At 54.8% G+C, this 22,498-nt stretch carries 17 protein-coding genes and 7 tRNA genes; 3 read left to right on the top strand and 21 right to left on the bottom strand.

Going from position 1 to position 22,498, the window contains the following annotated elements; genetic code table 11:
- Positions 1–333: 333 nt before the first annotated feature.
- The 9 genes from FHW04_RS02445 to miaB all read right to left on the bottom strand — a co-directional run bounded on the left by FHW04_RS02445 (position 334) and on the right by miaB (position 9,742).
- On the bottom strand, positions 334–1,059 hold the full coding sequence (locus FHW04_RS02445) for an amino acid ABC transporter ATP-binding protein (RefSeq protein WP_031374788.1): 726 nt from the start codon (positions 1,057–1,059) through the stop codon (positions 334–336).
- Positions 1,060–1,737: a glutamate/aspartate ABC transporter permease GltK gene (gene gltK, locus FHW04_RS02440; RefSeq protein ID WP_031374789.1), complete on the bottom strand. Its 678-nt coding sequence runs from the start codon at positions 1,735–1,737 to the stop codon at positions 1,060–1,062.
- Positions 1,737–2,477: an amino acid ABC transporter permease gene (locus FHW04_RS02435; RefSeq protein WP_031374790.1), complete on the bottom strand. Its 741-nt coding sequence runs from the start codon at positions 2,475–2,477 to the stop codon at positions 1,737–1,739. The genes gltK and FHW04_RS02435 overlap by 1 nt, the downstream gene beginning before the upstream one ends.
- Positions 2,478–2,757: 280 nt before the next feature.
- Positions 2,758–3,654, bottom strand: coding sequence for an amino acid ABC transporter substrate-binding protein (locus tag FHW04_RS02430; RefSeq protein ID WP_031374791.1), 897 nt, complete (start codon positions 3,652–3,654; stop codon positions 2,758–2,760).
- Between the two features lie 433 nt (positions 3,655–4,087).
- A complete protein-coding gene (gene lnt / locus FHW04_RS02425) occupies positions 4,088–5,611 on the bottom strand; it encodes an apolipoprotein N-acyltransferase (RefSeq protein WP_046288545.1) in 1,524 nt (507 codons plus the stop codon).
- A 4-nt stretch (positions 5,612–5,615) separates the two neighbouring features.
- Positions 5,616–6,497 carry a CNNM family magnesium/cobalt transport protein CorC gene (corC, locus tag FHW04_RS02420; RefSeq protein ID WP_031374792.1) on the bottom strand — a complete coding sequence of 294 codons (882 nt, stop codon included), beginning with the start codon at positions 6,495–6,497 and terminating at the stop codon, positions 5,616–5,618.
- Between the two features lie 80 nt (positions 6,498–6,577).
- On the bottom strand, positions 6,578–7,051 hold the full coding sequence (gene ybeY / locus FHW04_RS02415) for an rRNA maturation RNase YbeY (protein ID WP_031374793.1): 474 nt from the start codon (positions 7,049–7,051) through the stop codon (positions 6,578–6,580).
- On the bottom strand, positions 7,048–8,109 hold the full coding sequence (locus FHW04_RS02410) for a PhoH family protein (RefSeq protein ID WP_031374794.1): 1,062 nt from the start codon (positions 8,107–8,109) through the stop codon (positions 7,048–7,050). The genes ybeY and FHW04_RS02410 overlap by 4 nt, the downstream gene beginning before the upstream one ends.
- Before the next feature lie 208 nt (positions 8,110–8,317).
- Positions 8,318–9,742: a tRNA (N6-isopentenyl adenosine(37)-C2)-methylthiotransferase MiaB gene (gene miaB / locus FHW04_RS02405; RefSeq protein WP_046288459.1), complete on the bottom strand. Its 1,425-nt coding sequence runs from the start codon at positions 9,740–9,742 to the stop codon at positions 8,318–8,320.
- A 172-nt stretch (positions 9,743–9,914) separates the two neighbouring features.
- Between miaB and ubiF the strand changes: the two genes are divergently transcribed.
- Positions 9,915–11,087 (top strand): 3-demethoxyubiquinol 3-hydroxylase, encoded by a 1,173-nt coding sequence (ubiF, locus tag FHW04_RS02400; protein ID WP_031374796.1) that lies wholly within the window; start codon positions 9,915–9,917, stop codon positions 11,085–11,087.
- A 116-nt stretch (positions 11,088–11,203) separates the two neighbouring features.
- Here ubiF and FHW04_RS02395 read toward each other — a convergent pair.
- From FHW04_RS02395 to nagB, 12 genes are all read right to left on the bottom strand, one after another.
- Positions 11,204–11,278 (bottom strand) — tRNA-Gln (locus FHW04_RS02395).
- A 29-nt stretch (positions 11,279–11,307) separates the two neighbouring features.
- Positions 11,308–11,382 (bottom strand) — tRNA-Gln (locus FHW04_RS02390).
- A gap of 6 nt (positions 11,383–11,388) precedes the next feature.
- Positions 11,389–11,465 (bottom strand) — tRNA-Met (locus tag FHW04_RS02385).
- A 22-nt stretch (positions 11,466–11,487) separates the two neighbouring features.
- Positions 11,488–11,562, bottom strand: a tRNA-Gln gene (locus FHW04_RS02380).
- 34 nt (positions 11,563–11,596) lie between these two features.
- Positions 11,597–11,671 (bottom strand) — tRNA-Gln (locus tag FHW04_RS02375).
- 22 nt (positions 11,672–11,693) lie between these two features.
- Positions 11,694–11,778: transfer RNA gene (locus FHW04_RS02370), tRNA-Leu, on the bottom strand.
- 9 nt (positions 11,779–11,787) lie between these two features.
- Positions 11,788–11,864: transfer RNA gene (locus FHW04_RS02365), tRNA-Met, on the bottom strand.
- Positions 11,865–12,083: 219 nt separating this feature from the next.
- On the bottom strand, positions 12,084–13,751 hold the full coding sequence (asnB, locus tag FHW04_RS02360; RefSeq protein WP_031374797.1) for an asparagine synthase B: 1,668 nt from the start codon (positions 13,749–13,751) through the stop codon (positions 12,084–12,086).
- Positions 13,752–14,059: 308 nt separating this feature from the next.
- Positions 14,060–14,812 (bottom strand): HAD-IIA family hydrolase, encoded by a 753-nt coding sequence (locus FHW04_RS02355; protein WP_031374799.1) that lies wholly within the window; start codon positions 14,810–14,812, stop codon positions 14,060–14,062.
- Between the two features lie 40 nt (positions 14,813–14,852).
- Positions 14,853–16,073 carry a DNA-binding transcriptional regulator NagC gene (nagC, locus tag FHW04_RS02350; protein ID WP_031374800.1) on the bottom strand — a complete coding sequence of 407 codons (1,221 nt, stop codon included), beginning with the start codon at positions 16,071–16,073 and terminating at the stop codon, positions 14,853–14,855.
- A 7-nt stretch (positions 16,074–16,080) separates the two neighbouring features.
- Positions 16,081–17,229, bottom strand: coding sequence for an N-acetylglucosamine-6-phosphate deacetylase (gene nagA, locus FHW04_RS02345; RefSeq protein ID WP_089561144.1), 1,149 nt, complete (start codon positions 17,227–17,229; stop codon positions 16,081–16,083).
- A 62-nt stretch (positions 17,230–17,291) separates the two neighbouring features.
- Positions 17,292–18,092, bottom strand: a complete 801-nt coding sequence (gene nagB, locus FHW04_RS02340; protein WP_031374802.1) for a glucosamine-6-phosphate deaminase — start codon at positions 18,090–18,092, stop codon at positions 17,292–17,294.
- Positions 18,093–18,424: 332 nt separating this feature from the next.
- Here nagB and nagE point away from each other — a divergent pair, with 332 nt between their 5' ends.
- Positions 18,425–20,455 (top strand): N-acetylglucosamine-specific PTS transporter subunit IIBC, encoded by a 2,031-nt coding sequence (gene nagE, locus FHW04_RS02335; protein ID WP_089561143.1) that lies wholly within the window; start codon positions 18,425–18,427, stop codon positions 20,453–20,455.
- Positions 20,456–20,607: 152 nt separating this feature from the next.
- Positions 20,608–22,275 carry a glutamine--tRNA ligase gene (gene glnS, locus FHW04_RS02330; RefSeq protein ID WP_046288458.1) on the top strand — a complete coding sequence of 556 codons (1,668 nt, stop codon included), beginning with the start codon at positions 20,608–20,610 and terminating at the stop codon, positions 22,273–22,275.
- The last annotated feature ends 223 nt before the right edge of the window (positions 22,276–22,498 follow it).

Genomic DNA, 22,498 nt, shown 5'->3' with positions numbered 1-22,498 from the left:
GCGCCTCTGCTGCTGAAAGGGCTATCCGCAGCGCTGAGGCGTGACGTTGGGCCAGAACTCCACGTCGGGAAGCGTGGAGAGTTCGGGGCTGGCCAGGGAGGGCCGATCCGCGAACGGTTCGTCGGCATGACGTCAAAGCCGAAGGCACTGCGTCAGCGGCGGGAGGAGGGCCCGGCAGCAGCAGAGGTGCTCAGGCCCGCACCCCGGCCCGCTCGCGCAGAAAAAAGGCTGCCACGTTTGACCGTGGCAGCCTTTGCAAATTTATCCTTAACTGACCAGCATCAGGGCAACCGGGCCCGCCTTTCTCTGGTGCAAAAGATCCCGTTCAGAAAATCAGTGCAGAATTTTTGCGAGGAAGTCTTTGGCGCGGTCAGACTGCGGGTTATTAAAGAAGTCATCTTTGTTGGTGTCTTCGATAATTTTGCCTTCATCCATGAAGATCACGCGATTGGCGACTTTACGGGCGAAGCCCATTTCATGCGTCACCACCATCATCGTCATCCCTTCATGCGCCAGTTCAACCATCACATCCAGCACTTCGTTAATCATCTCGGGATCAAGCGCGGAGGTCGGTTCATCAAACAGCATCGCAATCGGGTCCATGCAGAGCGCGCGGGCAATCGCCACACGCTGCTGCTGGCCGCCCGACAGCTGACCGGGAAACTTATCGGCATGCGCCGATAACCCCACCCGATTGAGCAGCTTCAGCCCTTTATCCCGCGCCGCGGCTTTATCGCGCTTCAGCACTTTCACCTGCGCCAGCACCAGATTATTGATAATGCTGAGGTGCGGGAACAGTTCGAAGTGCTGGAACACCATGCCGACCTTGCTGCGTAGCTGGGCGAGATTGGTTTTTTTGTTGTTCACTTCGGTGCCGTTCACCGTGATAACCCCTTGCTGAATCGGCTCCAGGCCGTTCACTGTTTTAATCAGGGTCGATTTACCGGAGCCGGACGGTCCGCATACCACCACCACTTCACCTTTTTTAACCTCGGTAGAGCAGTCGGTCAGCACCTGAAAGTGACCATACCACTTAGAAACGTTTTTCAGGCTAATCATTTAAACCGTCCTTTTTCTTTTTAGATAACTGACCAGCAGCGACGCGCTCAGGCTGATAACGAAGTAGACCAGACCGGCAAACAGAACCATTTCAACCTGGGTACCGTCGCGTTCACCAATGGTGGACGCTGTCCGGAAGAAGTCCGCCAGGCTTAAGACATAGACCAGCGAGGTATCCTGAAACAGTACGATCCCCTGAGTCAGCAGCAGTGGCACCATGGCACGAAACGCCTGCGGCAGGATAATCAGTTTCATCGACTGCCACTGGGTCATGCCCAGCGCCAGAGCCGCGTTACCCTGACCGCGCGAAATACTGATGATGCCGGCGCGAATAATTTCGGAGTAATAGGCCGCTTCAAACAGTGAAAAGGCCACCATGGCGGAGATCAGGCGGATATCAGTTTTCGGCGATAATCCCAGCACCTGCTGCAGAAAACTCGGCACCACCAGATAGAACCACAGCAGCACCATCACCAGCGGCACCGAGCGGAACAGGTTAACGTACAGTCTGGCGAACCAGCTGACTGGCTTGAGGGTCGACAGGCGCATCACCGCCAGCAGCGTGCCCCAGATAATCCCGAATACCACTGCGGTAATGGTGATCTTGAAGGTGATCACCAGGCCGTTAAGCAGATAGGGCAGGCTGGGAGTAATTGAACTCCAGTCAAACTCGTACATTACTTGCCTCCCCCGTTGCCAGGCAGACGCACTTTGCGTTCCACCAGGCTCATTAACAACATGATCACCAGGTTAATCGCGATGTAGGCCAGCGTAATGGCGGTGAACGATTCATAGGCGTGTGCGGAGTAGTCCAGCAGTTTGCCTGCCTGCGCCGCCATATCGACCAGCCCGATGGTCGAAGCGATGGCGGAGTTCTTGACCAGGTTGAGCATCTCTGAGGTCATTGGCGGCACAATCACCCGATAGGCGTTTGGCAGCAGCACATAGCGGTAGGTCTGTGGCAGGGTTAAACCCATCGCCAGACCGGCATTCTTCTGACCGCGCGGCAGTGACTGAATGGCGGCACGCACCTGCTCGCAGACGCGGGCGGCGGTAAACAGACCAAGGCAGATCATTGATGAGATGAAGAACTGAATGTTGGGGTCCAGCTCAGATTTAAACCACATGCCCAGCTTTTCGCCTACCAGTTCCGGGGCCACCAGATACCAGAAGAAGAACTGCACAATCAGTGGAATGTTGCGAAACAGTTCGACATAGCAGGTGCCAATGGTCGCCAGCAGGCGATTAGGCACGGTACGCAGAATGCCAAAAAGTGAACCTACGCAGAAGGCAATAATCCAGGCGCAACAGGAGACGGCAATCGTCACCTGAAAACCGGACCACAGCCAGCCGAGATAGGTCGTGTTACCGAACGGGGCCTGTTCGAGAAATATGCCCCAGTTCCAATCGATACCCATAACGAGCTCCGGTAAAAAAGGGTAGCTAAGCTACCCTGAAGATTGATGAACGGCGTTTTCTCTCCTGGACCAGGGGAACGACCCGGTTCAGTCTGTCTGTCCGCGCCGCGGTTTCAGCAATCGAGAGGGCAGCCAGGCCGCCCTTGTTATACCCGTCGTCATTCAGGCTGCATTTTTGTTGGCCACGTTTACTCACCCGAGTCACTTACCTGAGTAAGCTTATCGGGATTCATTCTCTTGCCGCCTCAATGCAAGCTGAAATCCATTGGGTATTTTCTTGTTAGTTCAGTGCTTTATCATTCGGCGTTTTGAACAGCGCTTTCATGTCATCCGACAGTTCAAAGTTCATGTTCAGGTTCTTCGGTGGGATTGGCTGTTTGAACCAGGTGTCGAACCATTTTTCAGCCTGGCCTGAGGTCTGCGCTTTGGCGATGGTTTCATCCACTAAGGTTTTGAACTGCGGATCGTCTTTACGCAGCATACAACCGTAAGCCTCTTTGGACTGCGGCGTACCTAAGATTTCCCAGTTGTCGGGTTTTTTCGCTTTGGCGCGTTCACCGGCCAGCAGAGCATCATCCATCATAAAGGCCACGGCACGGCCGGTTTCCAGCGTACGGAACGAGTCGCCATGATCCTTCGCGCTGATAATGCGCATTTCCATTTTCTGCTCATCGTTCAGTTTGTGTAACAGCACTTCAGAAGTGGTCCCGGAGGTCACCACCACGGTTTTGCCTTTCAGGTCGGTGAAATCTTTGATCGGACCGCCTTTCTTAACCAGCAGACGGGTACCAATGACGAAAATGGTGTCAGAGAAGGCTGCCTGTTTCTGGCGCTCAAGGTTGTTGGTGGTAGATCCACACTCAAAATCGTAGGTGCCGTTTTGCAGCAGCGGGATACGGTTTTGCGAGGTAATCGGGATCATTTTGATCTGCAGATCAGGCTTGTTCAGCTTCGCTTTAATGGCGTCCACAATGGCAGCGGAATAGGCTTGTGAGTAGCCGACGACTTTTTGCTGGTTGTCATAATAAGAAAAGGGAACTGATGATTCGCGGTGCCCGACCACAATGACGCCGTTGTCATTGATCTTCTTCAGGGTGCCGCTGAGATCTTCCGCCTGGGCCGCTCCCGCTGCTGCGCTGATCAGCAGAAGAGATAATGCCACTTTGCGTAGTTGCATGTTCCAACTCCTTCGTATGGAAAATGCACAGGATATAACCTGTGCTGATTATGATGTTGTGTGTATTTCCTGCTGCTTTTCTGGCTATCCCGTAGCGCAGCTGCGCGCAGAATAGTCACTAACATAGCGGATTGTTAACGCGATGAAACAAAAAAGTTTCTTTTTTGCGAGGTGATCCGCACCAAAAAAAGGCAATTTTTCCTGCCTGCGCGTTAACGGTGCAAGCGAAGCGATTATTTTGGTGCAACCGGCCTGCTATCAGCGTATGCAGTGCGCCTGTTTGCGAAAAACACTGAAATAATTAGCAATCATCGTGCCAGAAACGGGTTCCGGCGCGCTAACGCAGCAGAGTCTGCGGTGAGGGAAGGGGAAAATAGCAGGCAAAAGCGATAAAAAAAGGCGAAGCAGCCGCTTCGCCTTTGAGCAGGGTGAATCAGCGTCGGCGACGCAGCACCGCCGCCAGGGCGGCCAGCGCCGTCAGAATCCACACCGGCCAGACGCCAGCGTGCGCATAAGGAGTTTCACCGGTGGTCGGTACCACTTTGTCGGTTAACACTGCGCGGCTGAACTGCGGCAGCATCTTTTCAACCTCGCCGCTGGCATTCACCACTGCTGTCACGCCGTTGTTGGTGCTGCGTAACAGCGGACGGCCCAGCTCCAGCGCCCGCATCCGGGCCATCTGGAAATGCTGCCATGGGCCGATCGAGTGACCAAACCAGGCATCGTTAGAAACCGTCAGCAGGAAATTGGTGTCGGGATGGAAGTTGGCGCGCACCTGTTCACCCAGCACAATCTCATAGCAGATGGCGCTGGTCAGGTTGTAACCGGCCACCCTGAGCTGCGGCTGAAGGTAAGCGCCACGACTGAAAGCAGACATTGGCAGATCGAAGAACGGTGCCAGTGGACGTAGCAGATCGGCCAGCGGTACAAACTCCCCAAACGGCACCAGGTGATTTTTCTGGTAGCGATTGCCGCTGAAGTAGTTATAAGGCGCGTTGCCGCCTAACACGATCACCGTGTTGTAATCGTGATAGCGGTTCTGCTCGAGGCGCGAGTCTACGATGCCGGTCACCAGAGCACTGCCGCGCGCGCGTAGCTCATCATCCAGCGAGCGCAGGAACGGCTGCTGATTACTTTCCAGATCGGTAATTGCTGATTCCGGCCAGATGATAATCGGGGTTTTGCCGATCAACGGCTGGCTGAGTCCGCTGTAAATGCGCAGCGTGTTCAGCAACTGTTGCGGGTCCCACTTCATCGACTGCGGAATATCGCCCTGTACCAGGGCCACATCGACTGCACGGGCCGGTAACGGCTGAACCCACTGGACGTAGCGCAGCGGCCAGGGTAAGGCCAGCAGCAGCAGGGCCGCGACCAGGCTTTTTACATTGCGCTGTTGCAGGGCATACACCAGCAGACCGGCGACCACCATCAGCAGAAAGGTAATGGTTTCCACGCCGCCCAGCGGCGCTACGCCTTTCAGCGGGCCATTGATCTGGCTGTAACCAAACTGCAGCCACGGAAAGCCGGTGAGGATCCAGCCGCGCAGAAACTCGGTGATCTGCCATAACGCCGGGGCCGCCAGCGCCAGACGCCATAACGTCGTGCGCGGCCACAGGCGATTGAGCAGCCCGGCAAACAGCGCCGGATAGATCGCCAGATAGGCCGCCAGCAGCACCACCAAAAAGACGTTCACCGGACCAGGCATCCCACCAAAGGTCGCAATGCTGACGTAGACCCAGTTGATGCCGCTGCCGAACAGGCCAAACCCCCAGACGAAGCCAATCGCACTGGCCTGAGGGCTGGTGCGATTAAGGGTCAGAAGCTGTAAGCCGCACAGCGACAGCAGTGCGGCGGGCCAGAAATCGTAAGGAGAGAAGGCGAGGGTGCCAGACGCACCCGTTAATAAAGCCAGCAGCAGGCGAACCCGCTGACGCGGGTAAAGTGAGGCTAAAGCCATAAACTTATTCGTCATCCAGTTGAGGTTGTGGCGAATTATCCGGAATAGTGACATGAACCTGGATGATACGGCGGCTGTCGGCCATCGCAACTTTGAACTGATAACCTTCGATGTCGATGCTCTCACCGCGCGCGGGCAGATGGCCGAAGCCCTGCATCACCAGGCCACCAATGGTGTCGACTTCGTCATCGCTGAACTGCGTGCCGAACACCTCATTGAAATCTTCAATCGCGGTTAACGCCCGCACCGTAAAGGTGTGGCGGTTAAGCTGACGGATATCACGATCCTCTTCGTCGTCATACTCATCCTCAATCTCACCGACGATCAGCTCCAGAATGTCTTCGATGGTGACCAGGCCGGAGACGCCGCCGAACTCATCGATCACAATCGCCATGTGGTAACGCTGAGAACGGAACTCTTTCAGCATCCGGTCTACGCGTTTGCTTTCAGGCACCACTACCGCCGGGCGCAGCACTTTCTCAATGCTGAACGGTTCAGATTCGCTGCTCATAAACGGCAGTAAATCTTTCGCCATCAGGATCCCTTCAACGTGATCTTTGTCTTCGCTGATCACCGGGAAGCGCGAATGCGCCGACTCGATAATCACGTCCAGACACTCTTCGAGGTTCTGATTGCGTTTCAGGGTAATCATTTGCGAGCGCGGGATCATAATGTCACGCACGCGCTGCTCCGCAATATCCAGCACCCCTTCGAGCATGTCACGGGTATCCTGGTCAATCAGGTCTTTATGATTTGAGTCGCGGATCAGCTCCAGTAGCTCATCACGGTTTTTCGGTTCACCGTGAAAAAGTTGGTTGATCAACAGGGAAAAGAATCCCTTTTTACTACTGGGTGCATCGCTGTTTTGAGAATGGTCGTCGCTCATGGCGGTTTTTAAAGATCTCTCTGGTGAGGAATTAACGCTGCCAGCGCAGCGCTGGCAGCAGGATAGCCGGAACCCGGAGGTCAGGCGTCTTCTTTCTCCGAAATGTACGGATCAGGATAACCAAGAGCAAGCATTATCTCGGTCTCCAGTGACTCCATCTCTTCGGCTTCGTCGTCTTCAATATGGTCGTAGCCCAGCAGATGAAGCGTGCCGTGTACCACCATGTGTGCCCAGTGGGCCTCAGTGCTTTTGTGCTGCTCAGCCGCCTCCTGCTCGACCACCTGACGACAAATAATCAGGTCACCGAGCAGCGGTAGTTCGATGCCAGGCGGCGCTTCAAACGGGAAAGAGAGCACGTTGGTTGGTTTATCTTTACCGCGATAAGTCAGATTAAGCTCATGACTTTCCGCTTCATCAACCAGACGCACCGTTACTTCGCTTTCCGGCTGGAAAGGGGTGACCGCCGCTGAAAGCCAGCGGTGAAACTGGCTTTCAGTGGGCAGATCGGCGCTGTTTTCACAGGCGATCTGCAGGTCAAGAATCACCTCGCTCATTTGCTCTCCTGCGTTACGCTCTGGGCGGCCAGCGCCTCGCGTTTACGCTCTTCAGCCTGCTGGTCGCGACGTTTCTGATCGGCCGCTTCCCAGGCTTCATAGGCGGTGACGATACGGGCTACAACCGGGTGGCGCACCACATCTTCACTGTGGAAGAAGTTGAAGCTGATCTCTTCCACTTCCGACAGCACTTCAATCGCATGACGCAGGCCCGATTTAACGTGGCGCGGCAGGTCGATCTGAGTGACGTCACCGGTAATGACCGCTTTAGAGTTGAAACCGATACGCGTCAGGAACATCTTCATCTGTTCGATGGTGGTGTTCTGGCTCTCATCGAGAATGATAAACGCGTCATTCAGCGTACGGCCACGCATATAGGCCAGCGGAGCCACTTCAATCACGTTGCGCTCCATCAGCTTCTCAACCCGCTCAAAGCCGAGCATCTCGAACAGTGCGTCATACAGCGGACGCAGATAAGGGTCCACCTTCTGACTCAGATCGCCGGGCAGAAAGCCGAGCTTCTCGCCCGCTTCAACTGCCGGGCGGGTCAGCAGGATTCGGCGTATCTCCTGACGTTCCAGCGCATCGACCGCCGCCGCGACGGCCAGGTAGGTTTTACCGGTCCCGGCCGGGCCAACGCCAAAGGTGATGTCATGGTCGAGCACGTTCGCGATGTACTGTGCCTGGTTTGGCGTGCGTGGCTTGATGACGCCGCGCTTGGTCTTGATATTGACCGCTTTGCCATATTCCGGCACGCTTTCGGCGGTCTGCTCCAGTACCCGGCTCTCTTTGATCGCCAGATGGATCTGGTCCGGCTCAATATCCGGAATGTCGCCGCGTACCGGTGCGGTATCCACATAGAGTGTTTTCAGAATGTCAGCCGCCGCATTCACGCAGAGTGCGCGCCCCACCAGCTTAAAGACGTTGTCCCGACGGTTGATCTCAATGCCCAGACGACGTTCAAGCTGTTTCACATTATCGTCAAATGGACCGCACAGGCTCATCAGACGACGGTTATCGGCCGGTTCAAGGGCGATTTCACGAGTTTCGATATTCAAACGAATCCTTTGGGTCACTCAGGGCCAGTTATGAGGTGTGTCTGACGCACCGTTGGGCTTAACCGGATGCACCATAACGAAATTATTTATGCCGTAACGCCTGGGCGCAAGCTTAAGAAAAGATATTTGGGCGGCACTTTCAGAAACCAAGTGCAACAAAGTGAAATTGGCGGCAATGCTGCGCGCATTGCCGCAATTATGGCAGGCATCAAGGCTGGAACAGACCTACGCCGATCTCGTTCTCTTTACGGGTACGGGCGATAACGGAAGCCGGGCTTTCTGCCATACGCAGTCCCATCTCTTCTTCGGTACGCACCAGTTTGCCGCGCAGCGAGTTGGTGTAGACGTCGACGATTTCGACATCAACGAACTTACCGATCATCTCAGGCGATCCCTCAAAGTTCACCACCCGGTTATTTTCGGTGCGGCCAGAAACTTCCATGACGTTCTTACGGGAGATCCCTTCCACCAGGATACGCTGCACCGTGCCGAGCATCCGCCGGCTGATAGCCATCGCCTGCTGATTGATGCGATCCTGCAGGATCCAGAGACGCTGCTTTTTCTCTTCTTCGCTGACGTCATCCGGCAGGTCAGCCGCCGGGGTGCCCGGACGTGCAGAGTAGATAAAGCTAAAGCTGATGTCGAAATTGACATCGGCAATCAGCTTCATGGTCTGTTCGAAATCCTGCTGAGTTTCACCCGGGAAGCCGATGATGAAGTCAGAACTGATCTCAATATCCGGGCGCGCCGCGCGCAGCTTACGGATAATCGCCTTATACTCCAGCGCCGTGTGCGCCCGTTTCATTAGCGTCAGGATGCGGTCGGCACCGCTCTGGACCGGCAGGTGCAGGAAGCTCACCAGCTCCGGCGTATCGCGGTAAACCTCGATAATGTCATCGGTGAACTCAATCGGGTGGCTGGTGGTGAAGCGAATACGATCGATCCCGTCGATGGCCGCCACCAGGCGCAGCAGTTCAGCGAAGGTGCAGATGCCGCCATCAAAAGTGGCACCGCGATAGGCGTTAACGTTCTGGCCGAGCAGGTTAACTTCACGCACGCCCTGGGCCGCCAGTTGGGCGATCTCCAGCAGAATGTCGTCGCTCGGACGGCTGACTTCTTCACCGCGAGTATAAGGCACCACGCAGAAGGTACAGTACTTGTTGCAGCCTTCCATGATGGAGACGAAGGCGGTCGGACCTTCTGCACGCGGCTCGGGCAGACGGTCAAATTTCTCGATTTCCGGGAAGCTGATATCCACCACCGGGCTTTTGCTGCCGCGCACGGTGTTAATCATTTCCGGCAGACGGTGCAGAGTCTGCGGGCCAAAGACGATATCGACGCAGGGCGCACGCTGGCGAATGTGATCCCCTTCCTGCGATGCCACGCAACCGCCGACGCCGATGATCAAATCCGGGTTACGCTCTTTTAACTTTTTCCAGCGCCCCAACTGGTGGAAAACCTTCTCCTGCGCTTTCTCGCGAATAGAACAGGTGTTGAGCAGCAGAATATCCGCCTCTTCAGCGACCTCGGTCAGCGTGTAGCCGTGCGTACTGTTCAGCAGGTCAGACATCTTAGATGAATCATACTCATTCATCTGACATCCCCAGGTTTTGATATGCAGTTTTTTTGTCATCGAACTAGCCATTGATTCAGTGCAGTGGAGTGCAGGGCGCGTATTGTAATGCTTTGATGCTGTTGTGACCAGCCTAAGGGCTTTTCTGATCGTGCCAGAATTTTCCGGTACACTTTGCTTCAATCAGACCCGTGTTGCGCAGGCTGGCGGGAAAAGAAGAAGGATATAAGCAATGCAGGATAACCAGTTTGATGTGGTGATCGTCGGCGGCGGCATGGTGGGAGCCGCGCTGGCGTGTGGGCTGACGCAGCAGCAGTTCCGCGTGGCGGTGATTGAGCGCGCTGAGCCGGCCCCGTTTGCGGCAGAGAGCGATCCCGATCTGCGGATCTCGGCCATCGGCTCATCGTCGGTAGCGTTACTGAAGCAGCTTAACGTCTGGTCGCGGGTTGAGGCGATGCGATGCGCCCCGTATCGCAAGCTGGAGACCTGGGAGTGGCAAACCGCACAGGTCAGCTTCGATGCCGCCTCGCTCGGCCTGCCGGAACTGGGTTTTATGGTGGAAAACAGCGTGCTGCAACGGGCGCTGTGGGAAGAGATGCAGGCGCTTGGTGTTACGCTCTGCTGTCCGGCCACGCTGGAGAATTTGCAGCAGGAGAATGGCGGCTGGCGCGTCGACCTGAGCGGCGGCGAGACGTTGCATGCCCGGCTGGTGGTGGGCGCAGATGGCGCTAACTCACAGGTGCGGCAGATGGCGGGGATTGGCATCCACGGCTGGAGCTATGCGCAGTCTTGCCTGCTGATCAGCGTCACCTGTGAACATCCGGCCGGCGATGCCACCTGGCAACATTTTACTCCGCAGGGGCCACGCGCCTTTCTGCCGCTGTATGACAACCGCGCCTCGCTGGTGTGGTATGACGCGCCAGCGCGGATACGCCAGCTCCAGGCGATGGCGCTGCCTCAGCTGGAGAAAGAGATTGCCAGCCACTTCCCGGCGCGTCTGGGGCGGTTTAAAGCCCATGCTGCGGGCGGGTTCCCGCTGGTGCGGCGTCATGCGGCGCGTTACGTGCTGCCAGGACTGGCGCTGGTGGGCGATGCGGCACACACCATCAACCCACTGGCGGGGCAGGGCGTTAACCTGGGTTACCGCGATATTGATGCGTTAATTGAGGTGCTGGTGACCGCGCGCGGTGCGGCGGAAGACTGGGCGGCTGAGCGGATATTGCAGCGCTATCAGCGTCAGCGTCGCACCGACAATATGCTGATGCAGGGCGGGATGGATCTGTTCTATTTCGCCTTCAGCAATCAGCTGGCACCGCTGCGCTTTGCACGTAACCTTGGGTTGATCGCCGCCGAGCATTCCGGGGTGCTGAAGCGTCAGGTGTTGCGCTATGCGCTGGGATTGTAAATCAGCCTGAAAGCGTTGTACGGCTCGTGATAAGGCGGGCCGCTACAATCGACCGTCATTGGACAGGGAAGCACAAAAACAACAAAGCCCGCAAAAGCGGGCTTCATTGTGCAATTTGGCTGGGGTGCAGGGATTCGAACCCCGGAATGCTGGTATCAGAAACCAGTGCCTTACCGCTTGGCGACACCCCAATAGGTGTTAATTCAAATTGTCTTTTGTGTGGCTGGGGTGCAGGGATTCGAACCCCGGAATGCTGGTATCAGAAACCAGTGCCTTACCGCTTGGCGACACCCCAATAATATGGTGGCTACGACGGGAATCGAACCTGTGACCCCAGCATTATGAGTGCTGTGCTCTAACCAGCTGAGCTACGTAGCCAAATTGTACTGCATTTCGATGATGGCTGGGATACCTGGATTCGAACCAGGGAATGCCGGTATCAAAAACCGGTGCCTTACCGCTTGGCGATATCCCATTCGTCCACTCGCAGCCACGAGATTCATCGAAATTGGCTGGGGTACCTGGATTCGAACCAGGGAATGCCGGTATCAAAAACCGGTGCCTTACCGCTTGGCGATACCCCATCCATGCTGCCGAATAATGAAATGGTGCGGGAGGCGAGACTTGAACTCGCACACCTTGCGGCGCCAGAACCTAAATCTGGTGCGTCTACCAATTTCGCCACTCCCGCAAAAAAAGATGGTGGCTACGACGGGAATCGAACCTGTGACCCCAGCATTATGAGTGCTGTGCTCTAACCAGCTGAGCTACGTAGCCATCTTTTTTTCGCGTTACCTTCATCGGCGTTGCGGGGCGCATTATGCGGAGTTGACTTAACAGCGTCAACAAGTTTTTTGCCGTTTTTTTGCTGATAACCGCTGTTTGACCGGCTTATAACCAGGCTGGCGGTTTATTCAACAATTTTTCAGTGAATACAACGCAGATGATAAAAAAAATGGGCCATAAACGGCCCATTTTTCATCAGTTCAGACGCGGTTATTTATAGGCTGACTGATGCACACCCACGGCGCGACCTGATGGATCGTCCATGTTTTTGAATGCTTCGTCCCACTCAATCGCTTTGGCTGACGAGCAGGCCACTGATGGGCCGCCAGGCACGCACTCTGCCGCGCTCGGTAACGGGAACAGCTCTTCAAAGATTTCACGATACAGATAAGCCTCTTTCGAACCCGGCGTGTTGAACGGGAAACGGAAGTGCGCAGTGGCCAGTTGCTGATCGCTGATCTGCTGCGCGGCAACCTCTTTCAGGGAGTCGATCCAGCTATAACCAACGCCGTCTGAGAACTGCTCTTTCTGCCGCCATGCCACGCTTTCCGGCAGGTATGAAGAGAAACATTCACGCAGGATGTGCTTCTCCATTTTGCCGTTGCTGCCACACATTTTGTCGGCCGGGTTGATGCGCATCGCCACATCGAGGAATTTTTTATCCAGGAAGGGGACACGCGCTTCCACGCCCCAGGCTGACATCGCCTTGTTGGCACGGGCGCAGTCGAACATGTGCAGCGCCTGCAGTTTACGCACGTTTTCTTCGTGGAACTCTTTGGCGTTCGGCGCTTTATGGAAGTAGAGATAGCCGCCGAAGACTTCATCTGCGCCTTCACCCGACAGCACCATCTTAATGCCCATCGCTTTAATCTTACGTGACATCAGGTACATCGGCGTGGAGGCGCGGATGGTGGTGACGTCGTAGGTTTCAATGTGATAAATCACATCGCGAATTGCATCCAGACCTTCCTGCACGGTGAAATGAATTTCGTGGTGCACGGTGCCGAGATGTTCCGCCACGGATTTAGCCGCTTTCAGATCGGGCGATCCCTCCAGGCCCACTGCGAACGAGTGCAGCTGCGGCCACCAGGCATCACTTTTATCCTGATCTTCGACCCGCTTAGCGGCAAAGCGCTTGGTGACGGCAGAAATGATTGACGAATCGAGTCCGCCCGACAGCAACACACCGTAAGGAACATCTGACATCAGATGGCTTTTTACTGACTCTTCCAGCGCATGCTTCAGGCCCGCAGCGTCGGTGGTGTTGTGCTCTACGTTTTTGTATTCCATCCAGTCACGCTGCCAGTAACGACGGATTTCGCCATCGGTGCTGGAGAGGTAGCTGCCCGGCGGGAACTCTTTGATTGAACGGCAGACCGGCACCAGCGCTTTCATCTCTGACGCGACATACAGGTTGCCATGCTCATCGTTACCCATATAGAGCGGGATGATACCGATGTGATCGCGGCCGATCAGGTAAGTGTTTTTTACACTGTCATACAGGATAAAAGCGAACATGCCTTCCAGATCGTCGAGGAAATCGACCCCTTTTTCCTGATACAGCGCCAGGATGACTTCACAGTCAGATCCGGTCTGGAACTGATAGCGATCGCTCAATTCTGCGCGCAGTGCCTGATGGTTATAGATTTCGCCGTTAACCGCCAGAACATGAGTGTGGTCGGCGTTGTACAGCGGCTGTGCGCCGTTGTTGACGTCAACGATTGAGAGACGTTCATGCGCCAGGATTGCATGGTCATCAGCATAGACACCAGACCAGTCCGGGCCGCGATGACGCATTAAGCGTGAACATTCCAGCGCTTTTTTGCGCAGCTCAACAGGATCGGTTTTCAGATCCAGCACACCAAAAATTGAACACATAACTGACTCCTGAGCTCACCTTACGGCGATGTTATCTTTTGCGTTTGTCCGGCAGCCTGACGCTGCGTGATGTATAAGAAAATGCGCTATTTGGTGCATTCAATGCAAGAGGAATCGCGATTTACTGATAAAAAGATTGTTGTCATGGCGATAAAATTGAATAAACGACAATTTAACAACGTTTTTATTGTTGAATCGATAATGAAATGCATTTTCTGGCTGAATTTTAGCCGAAAGAGAGGGCGGGTAATCGGTCGAAAAGAGGGGACGCATCACGCTTTAGCCCGATGCGTCATAAGAAAAAGGCATCAGAACAGGTCAATATCCGCGACTGAAGGGTAGATCCAGTCCGGCCGGAACGGCATGGCATCAATATCGCTTAAGGTTGATACGCCCGATAGCACCAGCACCGTTTCCAGCCCGGCCTGAAAACCGGCCAGAATATCGGTGCGCAGATTGTCACCGACTATCACTGTCTCTTCCGAATGCGCCTGCATCTTGTTCAGGGCTGCACGCATAATGTAGGGACTCGGTTTGCCGACGTAGAACGGGCGGCGACCGGAAATCTTCTCGATACCGGCACACAGCGCGCCACAGGCCGGAACAAAGCCGCGCGCATGGGTATCGGGGTTGGTGGCGATGAACCGCGCGCCATTGGCGACAAAAAAAGCCGCCTTATGCATCATGTCCCAGTTAAACGAGCGCGTTTCCCCGACGATGACAAAATCAGGGTTGATATCGGTGATGGTAAAGCCGGCTTTGTAGAGTTCGTGGATCAGCGCACCTTCACCTATCACATAGGCTTTTTTGCCTTCCTGACGGCGAAGAAAGTCTGCCGTGGCCATCGCCGAGGTGTAGAACACCGAGTCCGGCACTTCTACGCCCGCCGAGGCGAAACGGTTGGCCAGATCCTGCGCGGTTTGCGAAGGGTAGTTAGTCAGCACCACCAGCGGCATCTCTTTCGCCAGAATGCGCTGCAAAAACTCCTGTGCGCCGGGAACCGCCGTGTTGTCGTGCATCAGCACGCCATCAATATCACAAATTACGCTTTTAATGGTCATAGTCAGATCCGATGTGGCCCGCCAGAGTGGCAGGCTGAGCTTATTCTTCGAGAAGATGTTGCAGCAGAATGCCGTTAAGCATGGCACGTTTTGCCAGCGCAAAGGCGCCGATTGCCGAACGATGATCTAAGGTCGAACGTACCACCGGTAGATTTTTGCGGAAGGCGGCGAGCGCCTGAGTGTTAATGCAGCCTTCAATCGCGGGCAGTAGCACTTTCTCTGCGTCGGTGATTTCACCGGCCAGCACCACTTTTTGCGGATTAAACAGGTTGATGGCAATCGCGATAGCTTTACCGAGGTAGCGGCCGACATATTCGATCACTTCGCAGGCCAGCGCATCACCCTGATTAGCCGCTTTACAGATTTGCGGCATCTGGCACGCCTCCAGCGTCAGCACGCTGGGATAGCCCTGATTCAGCAGATGACGTACCCGACTTTCAATCGCGCCGTTGGCGGCGATGGTTTCGAGGCAGCCAAAGTTACCGCAGTGGCAGCGTTCGCCCAGCGGATCGACCTGAATATGGCCAATCTCACCGACGTTACCGTTGCTGCCGAGAAAAATATGCCCGTTGGCGATGATACCGGCCCCGGTGCCGCGATGTAAGCGCACCAGAATGGAGTCGGCACAGTCGCGGCTTGCCCCAAAGTAGTGCTCAGCCAGCGCCAGGCTTCGGATGTCGTGACCGACAAAACTGGTAACATTAAAGCGTTCTTTCAGGCTGGCGACCAGCGGCCAGTGACTGACGGCGATGTGCGGCATATAGCGGATCACCCCGTTAATCGGGTCAACCAGCCCTGGCAGGATCACCGAAATCGCGATCAGCTCGCGTATCTTGCGCTGGTGCTGCTCAATGAAGGCGCTGATGGCGTTGAACAGCGCGTGCTGCAACGTCTCCTGAGTGCGTTCCGGCAGCGCATAATCCTCTTGCGCCAGCGATTTTCCGCTCAGATCAAACAGCGTCAGGGTTGCGTCGTTGCGTCCGAGTCGGACGCCGATGGTATGGAAGTTGCGGGTTTCAGTGATGATGGAGATGGCGCGGCGACCGCCGGTGGAGGCTTGCTGGTCCACCTCTTTGATCAATCCGCGCTCTATCAATTGACGGGTAATTTTGGTGACGCTGGCGGGCGCAAGCTGGCTGAGTTCGGCAATCTGAATGCGCGATATCGGCCCCTGTTGATCAATCAGCCGGTAAACGGCCGCACTATTGAGTTGCTTAACAAGATCGACATTTCCTATTTGTGACTGGCCGCCAGTGGTCATTCAGTGCTTACTCGCTCAGGACGTCGTCTCCGTTGACAAACGTCTTAATGATTTTAAAGTCGCGCGTAAACACAGTCAGGTTCGCGATTTTTCCTGCTTCGATCGAGCCTAACTGCTTTTCCACGCCCATCGCCCGTGCCGGGTAAAGTGACGCCATGCGCAACGCTTCATCCAGTGCAATGCCAACATGTTCCACACTGTTCTGTACTGCTTCAATCATGGTGAGGGCAGAACCGCTCAGCGTTCCGTTTTCATCAACGCACAGCCCGTCACGATAATAGATTGTTTTACCAGCAAAAATAAACTCGCTAATCGCCGCGCCAGCCGGTGCTGTGGCATCCGTTACCAGGATCAGCTTGTCGCCTTTAATGCGCTTCGCATTGCGAACGTTAGCGTAATGGACATGTAAACCATCCGCAATAATGCCGCAGTATACATCAGGCGAATCAAACAGCGCACCGATAAGACCGGGTTCACGACCGGCAAAGGTCGGCATGGCGTTATACAGGTGTGTGGCGAAGCTGATGCCCGTAGAAAAGCCCGCTTTGGCTTCTTCGTAAGTGGCGTTGGAATGCCCGGCGGAGACGATGATACCCGCTTCAGTCAGCTGACGAATCACGTCGCTGCCGGCATTTTCCGGGGCCAGCGTCACTTTTGTGATCACATCCGCATTTTCACACAGGTATTGCACCAGGGCGGCGTCGGGCAGGCGGATCAGCGCCGGATTATGGGTGCCTTTCTTCGCTTTGCTCAGCCACGGACCTTCCAGATGCAGCCCGAGCGCCTGATGCTGATGTTTTTGCAGGTAAGCGCGCATGGTTTCGATCGCCCGCTGCATTAATTCGTCACTGCTGGTGATCAGCGTCGGTAAAAAGCTGGTGCAGCCTGACTTTTCGTTGGCGCGCTGCATGATTTCCAGCGTCTCTACGCTGAGCGCGTCGATGTCGTCATTAAACTGAACGCCGCCACAGCCATTAAGCTGCAGATCGATAAAGCCGGGCGCAATGATGGCACCTGATACATCACGCTGCTCCATGTCTGCAGGCAGCGACTCACGTGGGATCACGCGGTCAATGCGCCCGTTGGCAATCACCACCGCGTGATTGTCCAGAATCTGGTGGCCGCTATAAATCCGGCCATTAACTAATGCGAACATCTCTTCTCTCCCGTCCTGACCTGCCGCTGCCCGGGGCAACAGCAGGTACGACAAATTTTTAGTTACACGCCTTTCATATTTTCCGCTTCCATCTCGCGGAAATATTTCACGGTTTTCACTTTCAGTTCCATGGTGGCTGGCTCGTCACACACCACCACCGATTTCGGGTGCAGCTGCAGACAGCTGATGGTCCACATGTGATTAACGTTGCCTTCGACCGCCGCCTGTAGCGCCTGAGCTTTAACGTGGCCGGTAACCAGAATCATCACTTCTTCCGCGTCCAGCAGGGTGCCGACACCCACCGTCAGCGCATATTTTGGTACCTGATCGACATCGCCGTTAAAGAAGCGAGAGTTTGCCACGCGGGTGTCATGCGTCAGGGTTTTAATCCGGGTACGTGAAGCCAGCGAAGAGGCCGGTTCGTTAAAGGCGATGTGACCATCGTTGCCAACGCCACCCATAAACAGGTGAATTTTGCCCAGCGCGCGGATTCTCTCTTCATACTGGCGACATTCTGCGTCAATATCCGGCGCATTACCATTCAGAAGATTGATGTTTTCTGGTTGAATATCAACGTGATCAAAGAAGTTGCGATACATGAAACTGTGGTAGCTTTCCGGGTGCTCTTTTGGCAGGCCAACATATTCATCCATATTGAAAGTGATAACATGCCTGAAGCTAACCTGGCCCGCTTTATGCATCTCAATCAGGTGCTTGTAAGCTTCAAGCGGCGTACCGCCGGTGGGTAAGCCCAGCACAAAGGGTTTGTCTGCCGTTGGGTTAAAGGCATTAATCCGGTTCACAATATGGCGTGCTGCCCATTTGCCGACCTGGGTTGGTGTAGCTAAAGGAATCAGTCTCATGTTTCACCTCAATTAGGAAAATGGAAAAGGGGGCGCGCGAATCCAATGCGTTACTCATCAGCCTAAACGGATTCTGTCATCCCGCCACGGCCTGAGTGCGCCTTAATATTTCGGATCATAAAATAAGTTTGCGGGTATAGCCAGATGTTGCCGCAGTAATCGATGTTTTTTGGTGATAAAAGTCACAGTTATGGTGGTTTTAATTTGCGAGGCGAATTAATTTATCATTACACTTCGCTGCGTGATATGAAGTGTCATAAGGTCTTTGCAGCCGACATAACAATATTAAGCGGCGCAGAGCGACAAGCCAGGCTCATAGGGGGAAAGGGTAAATGTTAGGTTACTTACAACGCGTTGGCCGTGCACTGATGGTGCCGGTAGCAACCCTGCCAGCGGCAGCGATATTAATGGGGGTCGGTTACTGGATTGATCCAGTCAGCTGGGGCGCAGGCAATGCGCTGGCAGCGCTGTTTATCAAATCCGGTGCCGCCATCATCGAACACATGTCAGTGCTGTTCGCTATCGGTATCGCTTACGGGATGTCCAAAGATAAAGATGGCGCAGCAGCGCTGACCGGCTTCGTCGGGTTCCTGGTAGTGACCACACTCTGTTCGCCAGCTGCGGTGGCGATGATTCAGAAAATACCGCTGGAGCAGGTACCTGCTGCCTTTGGCAAAATTGAAAACCAGTTTGTTGGTATCCTGGTCGGTATTTTATCGGCGGAAGTCTATAACCGCTTCAGCCACGTCGAGCTGCCTAAAGCGCTCTCATTCTTCAGCGGACGCCGACTGGTACCGATTCTGGTGTCGTTCCTGATGATCTTAGTCGCCTTTATCCTGATGTATATCTGGCCGGTGGTATTTAACGGTCTGGTCAGTTTTGGCGAGCATATCCAGAAACTGGGTTCAGTCGGCGCCGGTATCTACGCCTTCTTTAACCGTCTGCTGATTCCGGTAGGTTTACATCACGCGCTGAACTCCGTGTTCTGGTTTGATGTGGCCGGGATTAACGATATTCCTAAATTCCTCGGCGGCGCACAGTCACTGGCTGATGGATCGGCAACTGTCGGCATCACCGGTCGCTATCAGGCGGGCTTCTTCCCCATCATGATGTTCGGTCTGCCGGGTGCGGCGCTGGCAATTTACCAGTGTGCACGGCCGGAAAACCGCGCCAAAGTTGGCGGTATCATGCTGGCGGCAGCGGTGGCAGCCTTCTTCACCGGCATCACTGAGCCGCTGGAGTTCTCCTTCATGTTCGTGGCACCGGTGCTGTATCTGATCCACGCCGTGCTGACCGGTATTTCCGTCTTCATCGCGGCCAGCATGCATTGGATTGCCGGCTTCGGCTTCAGCGCCGGGCTGGTGGATATGGTGCTGTCGACCCGTAACCCGCTGGCAACGCACTGGTACATGCTGATCCCGCAGGGGCTGGTGTTCTTCGTCATCTACTACGTGGTGTTCCGTTTCACCATCAAAAAATTCAACCTGATGACGCCGGGCCGTGAGCTGGCAGTCGCTGGTGATGAGAGTGATGGTTATGACGTCAACGTCGATAAAACCGATAACGGTGAAAGTGCAACTGAAACGCTGGCGCGTCGCTATATTGGCGCGGTGGGTGGCTCAGACAACTTAACCAGCATTGATGCCTGTATTACCCGTCTGCGTCTTAACGTTAATGATTCAGCGCAGGTCAATGAGGGCGTGGCTAAACGTCTCGGCGCGTCCGGAGTGATTCGCCTCAACAAGCAGAGCGTACAGATTATTGTCGGTACTCAGGCAGAAGGCATTGCGTCGGCGATGAAAAAAGTGCTGACCAAAGGGCCGGTAGCCGCCACCAGCAGCAATGCAGCTGCAGCTGCACCGGAAGCCGTTAAGCCGCAGGCGGTACTGAACAGTGAATCACGGGTTATCGCCACGCTGCTGGCACCGGTGAGTGGTGACGTCGTTGCGCTGGATGCGGTACCGGACGAAGCCTTTGCCAGCAAAGCGGTGGGTGACGGTCTGGCGATCAAGCCGAGCGACAAATGGGTGGTTGCACCGATTGCCGGTACGCTGGTGAAAATTTTCAATACCAATCACGCTTTCTGTCTGGAAACCGACAACGGGGTTGAGATTGTGGTGCACATGGGGCTGGACACCGTGGCGCTGGAGGGTAAAGGCTTTACCCGTCTGGTGGAAGAGGGCGCCAGCGTGGCGGCCGGTCAGCCGGTACTGGAGATGGACCTGGATTTCCTGAACGCCAATGCCCGCTCGATGGTCAGTCCGGTGGTGGTCAGCAACAGCGATGATTTTGCCGGCCTGACGTTACTGGCCAGCGGTAAGGTCGTGGCGGGTGAAACCCCGCTGTACCAAGTGAAAGGCTAATCCCCGCAACAGAAGCCACAAGGCAGGAAGCGATTCCTGCCTTTTTTGTTTTAAAGGCTGAACAAACGGTTGTTTCCCTCTGGCGCTTTGTGGATCATACTCCGTTACTTCGTGGTACATATCACCCGCTATTCGTATTGAGGATTTTTGAGATGAGTGAGGCTGAAGCCCGCCCAACTAACTTTATTCGTCAGATCATCGACGAAGATTTGGCGAGCGGTAAGCACAGCAGCGTGCATACCCGTTTTCCGCCGGAGCCCAATGGCTATCTGCACATTGGTCATGCGAAATCGATCTGTCTGAATTTTGGCATCGCCCAGGATTACCAGGGGCAATGCAATCTGCGTTTCGACGATACCAATCCGGTCAAAGAGGATATGGAGTTCGTTGAATCCATCAAGCGTGACGTCAAATGGCTGGGCTTTGAGTGGAGCGGTGAGGTTTGTTACTCATCAAACTATTTTGATCAGCTCTACAACTATGCCATCGAACTGATCAATAAAGGGCTGGCTTATGTCGATGAGCTGAGTCCGGAAGCGATCCGCGAATACCGTGGCACCCTGACTGCGCCGGGTAAAAACAGCCCGTATCGCGATCGCAGCGTGGAAGAGAACCTGGCGCTGTTCGAGAAAATGCGTAGCGGTGAGTTTGCCGAAGGCACTGCCTGCCTGCGCGCCAAAATCGATATGGCTTCTAACTTTATCGTGATGCGCGATCCGGTGCTCTATCGAATTAAATTCGCTGAACACCACCAGACCGGTAACAAGTGGTGCATCTATCCGATGTATGACTTTACCCACTGCATCTCTGATGCGCTGGAAGGGATTACCCATTCACTCTGTACGCTGGAGTTCCAGGACAACCGTCGTCTGTATGACTGGGTGCTGGATAACATCACCATTCCGGTGCACCCGCGTCAGTATGAGTTCTCGCGCCTGAATCTTGAGTATGCGGTGATGTCAAAACGCAAACTGACGCAGCTGGTGACAGAGAAGCACGTTGAGGGCTGGGATGATCCGCGCATGCTGACCGTTTCTGGCTTACGCCGTCGCGGTTACACTGCCGCGTCAATCCGCGAGTTCTGCCGCCGTATTGGCGTCACCAAGCAGGACAATATTGTGGAAATGGCGTCGCTGGAATCGTGCATCCGTGACGATCTTAATGAGAATGCGCCACGTGCTATGGCGGTGCTCGATCCACTGAAAGTCGTGATCGAAAATCTGCCGGCTGGCCATCACGAAAGCATCACCATGCCTAACCATCCGTCTAAACCGGAGATGGGCACGCGTGAAGTGCCTTTCAGCCGTGAGATCTGGATCGACCGGGCGGATTTCCGTGAAGAGGCCAACAAGCAGTATAAGCGTCTGGTGCTGGGCAAAGAAGTTCGCCTGCGCAACGCCTACGTGATCCGTGCTGAGCGGGTGGCAAAAGATGAAGACGGCAACATCACCTGCATCTACTGCACCAGCGATGTTGATACCCTGAGTAAAGATCCTGCTGATGGCCGCAAGGTCAAAGGCGTGATCCATTGGGTGTCGGCAGAACACGCGCAGCCAGCCGAGTTCCGCCTGTATGATCGCCTGTTCAGCGTGCCAAATCCGGGTGCAGCCGACGATTTTCTGTCGGTGATCAATCCAGACTCGCTGACCATCAAACAGGGCTTTGTTGAGCCAGGCCTGCGCGATGTGGAAGCCACCACGCCGTACCAGTTTGAGCGTGAAGGTTACTTCTGCGCGGACAGCGTCTATTCGAAGCCGTCACAGCTGGTGTTTAACCGCACCGTTGGCTTACGCGATACCTGGACTAAAGCCGGCGAATAATCGTTGGTGCTGACCTGATAAAATGACAAAAGGGCGACTTATCGCCCTTTTTTATTGTCCTGATTTTTGCCATCACCGAGGTTTATTCTGCAAGCCTTTTTCAGCGATTGTTACGAAGTTGTGAGAGAAATCTGAGTTTAAAAAAATTAATCAATTACCAGATGTGAATTATCCGCTTTCAGGTAGGCTATGCCCTCACAGACATAGCTCAGCGAGTGATATA

This window comes from Pantoea sp. AN62 (assembly GCF_050432985.1).
GTDB classification, from domain to species: domain Bacteria; phylum Pseudomonadota; class Gammaproteobacteria; order Enterobacterales; family Enterobacteriaceae; genus Pantoea; species Pantoea brenneri.
This window is presented reverse-complemented; position numbering and strand designations above follow the sequence as displayed.

Coding starts and splice junctions, on each gene's coding strand:
- FHW04_RS02445 (WP_031374788.1), bottom strand. CDS start 1,059: ATGATTAGCCTGAAAAACGTTTCTAAGTGGTATGGTCACTTTCAGGTG.
- gltK (WP_031374789.1), bottom strand. CDS start 1,737: ATGTACGAGTTTGACTGGAGTTCAATTACTCCCAGCCTGCCCTATCTG.
- FHW04_RS02435 (WP_031374790.1), bottom strand. CDS start 2,477: ATGGGTATCGATTGGAACTGGGGCATATTTCTCGAACAGGCCCCGTTC.
- FHW04_RS02430 (WP_031374791.1), bottom strand. CDS start 3,654: ATGCAACTACGCAAAGTGGCATTATCTCTTCTGCTGATCAGCGCAGCA.
- lnt (WP_046288545.1), bottom strand. CDS start 5,611: ATGGCTTTAGCCTCACTTTACCCGCGTCAGCGGGTTCGCCTGCTGCTG.
- corC (WP_031374792.1), bottom strand. CDS start 6,497: ATGAGCGACGACCATTCTCAAAACAGCGATGCACCCAGTAGTAAAAAG.
- ybeY (WP_031374793.1), bottom strand. CDS start 7,051: ATGAGCGAGGTGATTCTTGACCTGCAGATCGCCTGTGAAAACAGCGCC.
- miaB (WP_046288459.1), bottom strand. CDS start 9,742: ATGACAAAAAAACTGCATATCAAAACCTGGGGATGTCAGATGAATGAG.
- ubiF (WP_031374796.1), top strand. CDS start 9,915: ATGCAGGATAACCAGTTTGATGTGGTGATCGTCGGCGGCGGCATGGTG.
- asnB (WP_031374797.1), bottom strand. CDS start 13,751: ATGTGTTCAATTTTTGGTGTGCTGGATCTGAAAACCGATCCTGTTGAG.
- FHW04_RS02355 (WP_031374799.1), bottom strand. CDS start 14,812: ATGACCATTAAAAGCGTAATTTGTGATATTGATGGCGTGCTGATGCAC.
- nagC (WP_031374800.1), bottom strand. CDS start 16,073: ATGACCACTGGCGGCCAGTCACAAATAGGAAATGTCGATCTTGTTAAG.
- nagA (WP_089561144.1), bottom strand. CDS start 17,229: ATGTTCGCATTAGTTAATGGCCGGATTTATAGCGGCCACCAGATTCTG.
- nagB (WP_031374802.1), bottom strand. CDS start 18,092: ATGAGACTGATTCCTTTAGCTACACCAACCCAGGTCGGCAAATGGGCA.
- nagE (WP_089561143.1), top strand. CDS start 18,425: ATGTTAGGTTACTTACAACGCGTTGGCCGTGCACTGATGGTGCCGGTA.
- glnS (WP_046288458.1), top strand. CDS start 20,608: ATGAGTGAGGCTGAAGCCCGCCCAACTAACTTTATTCGTCAGATCATC.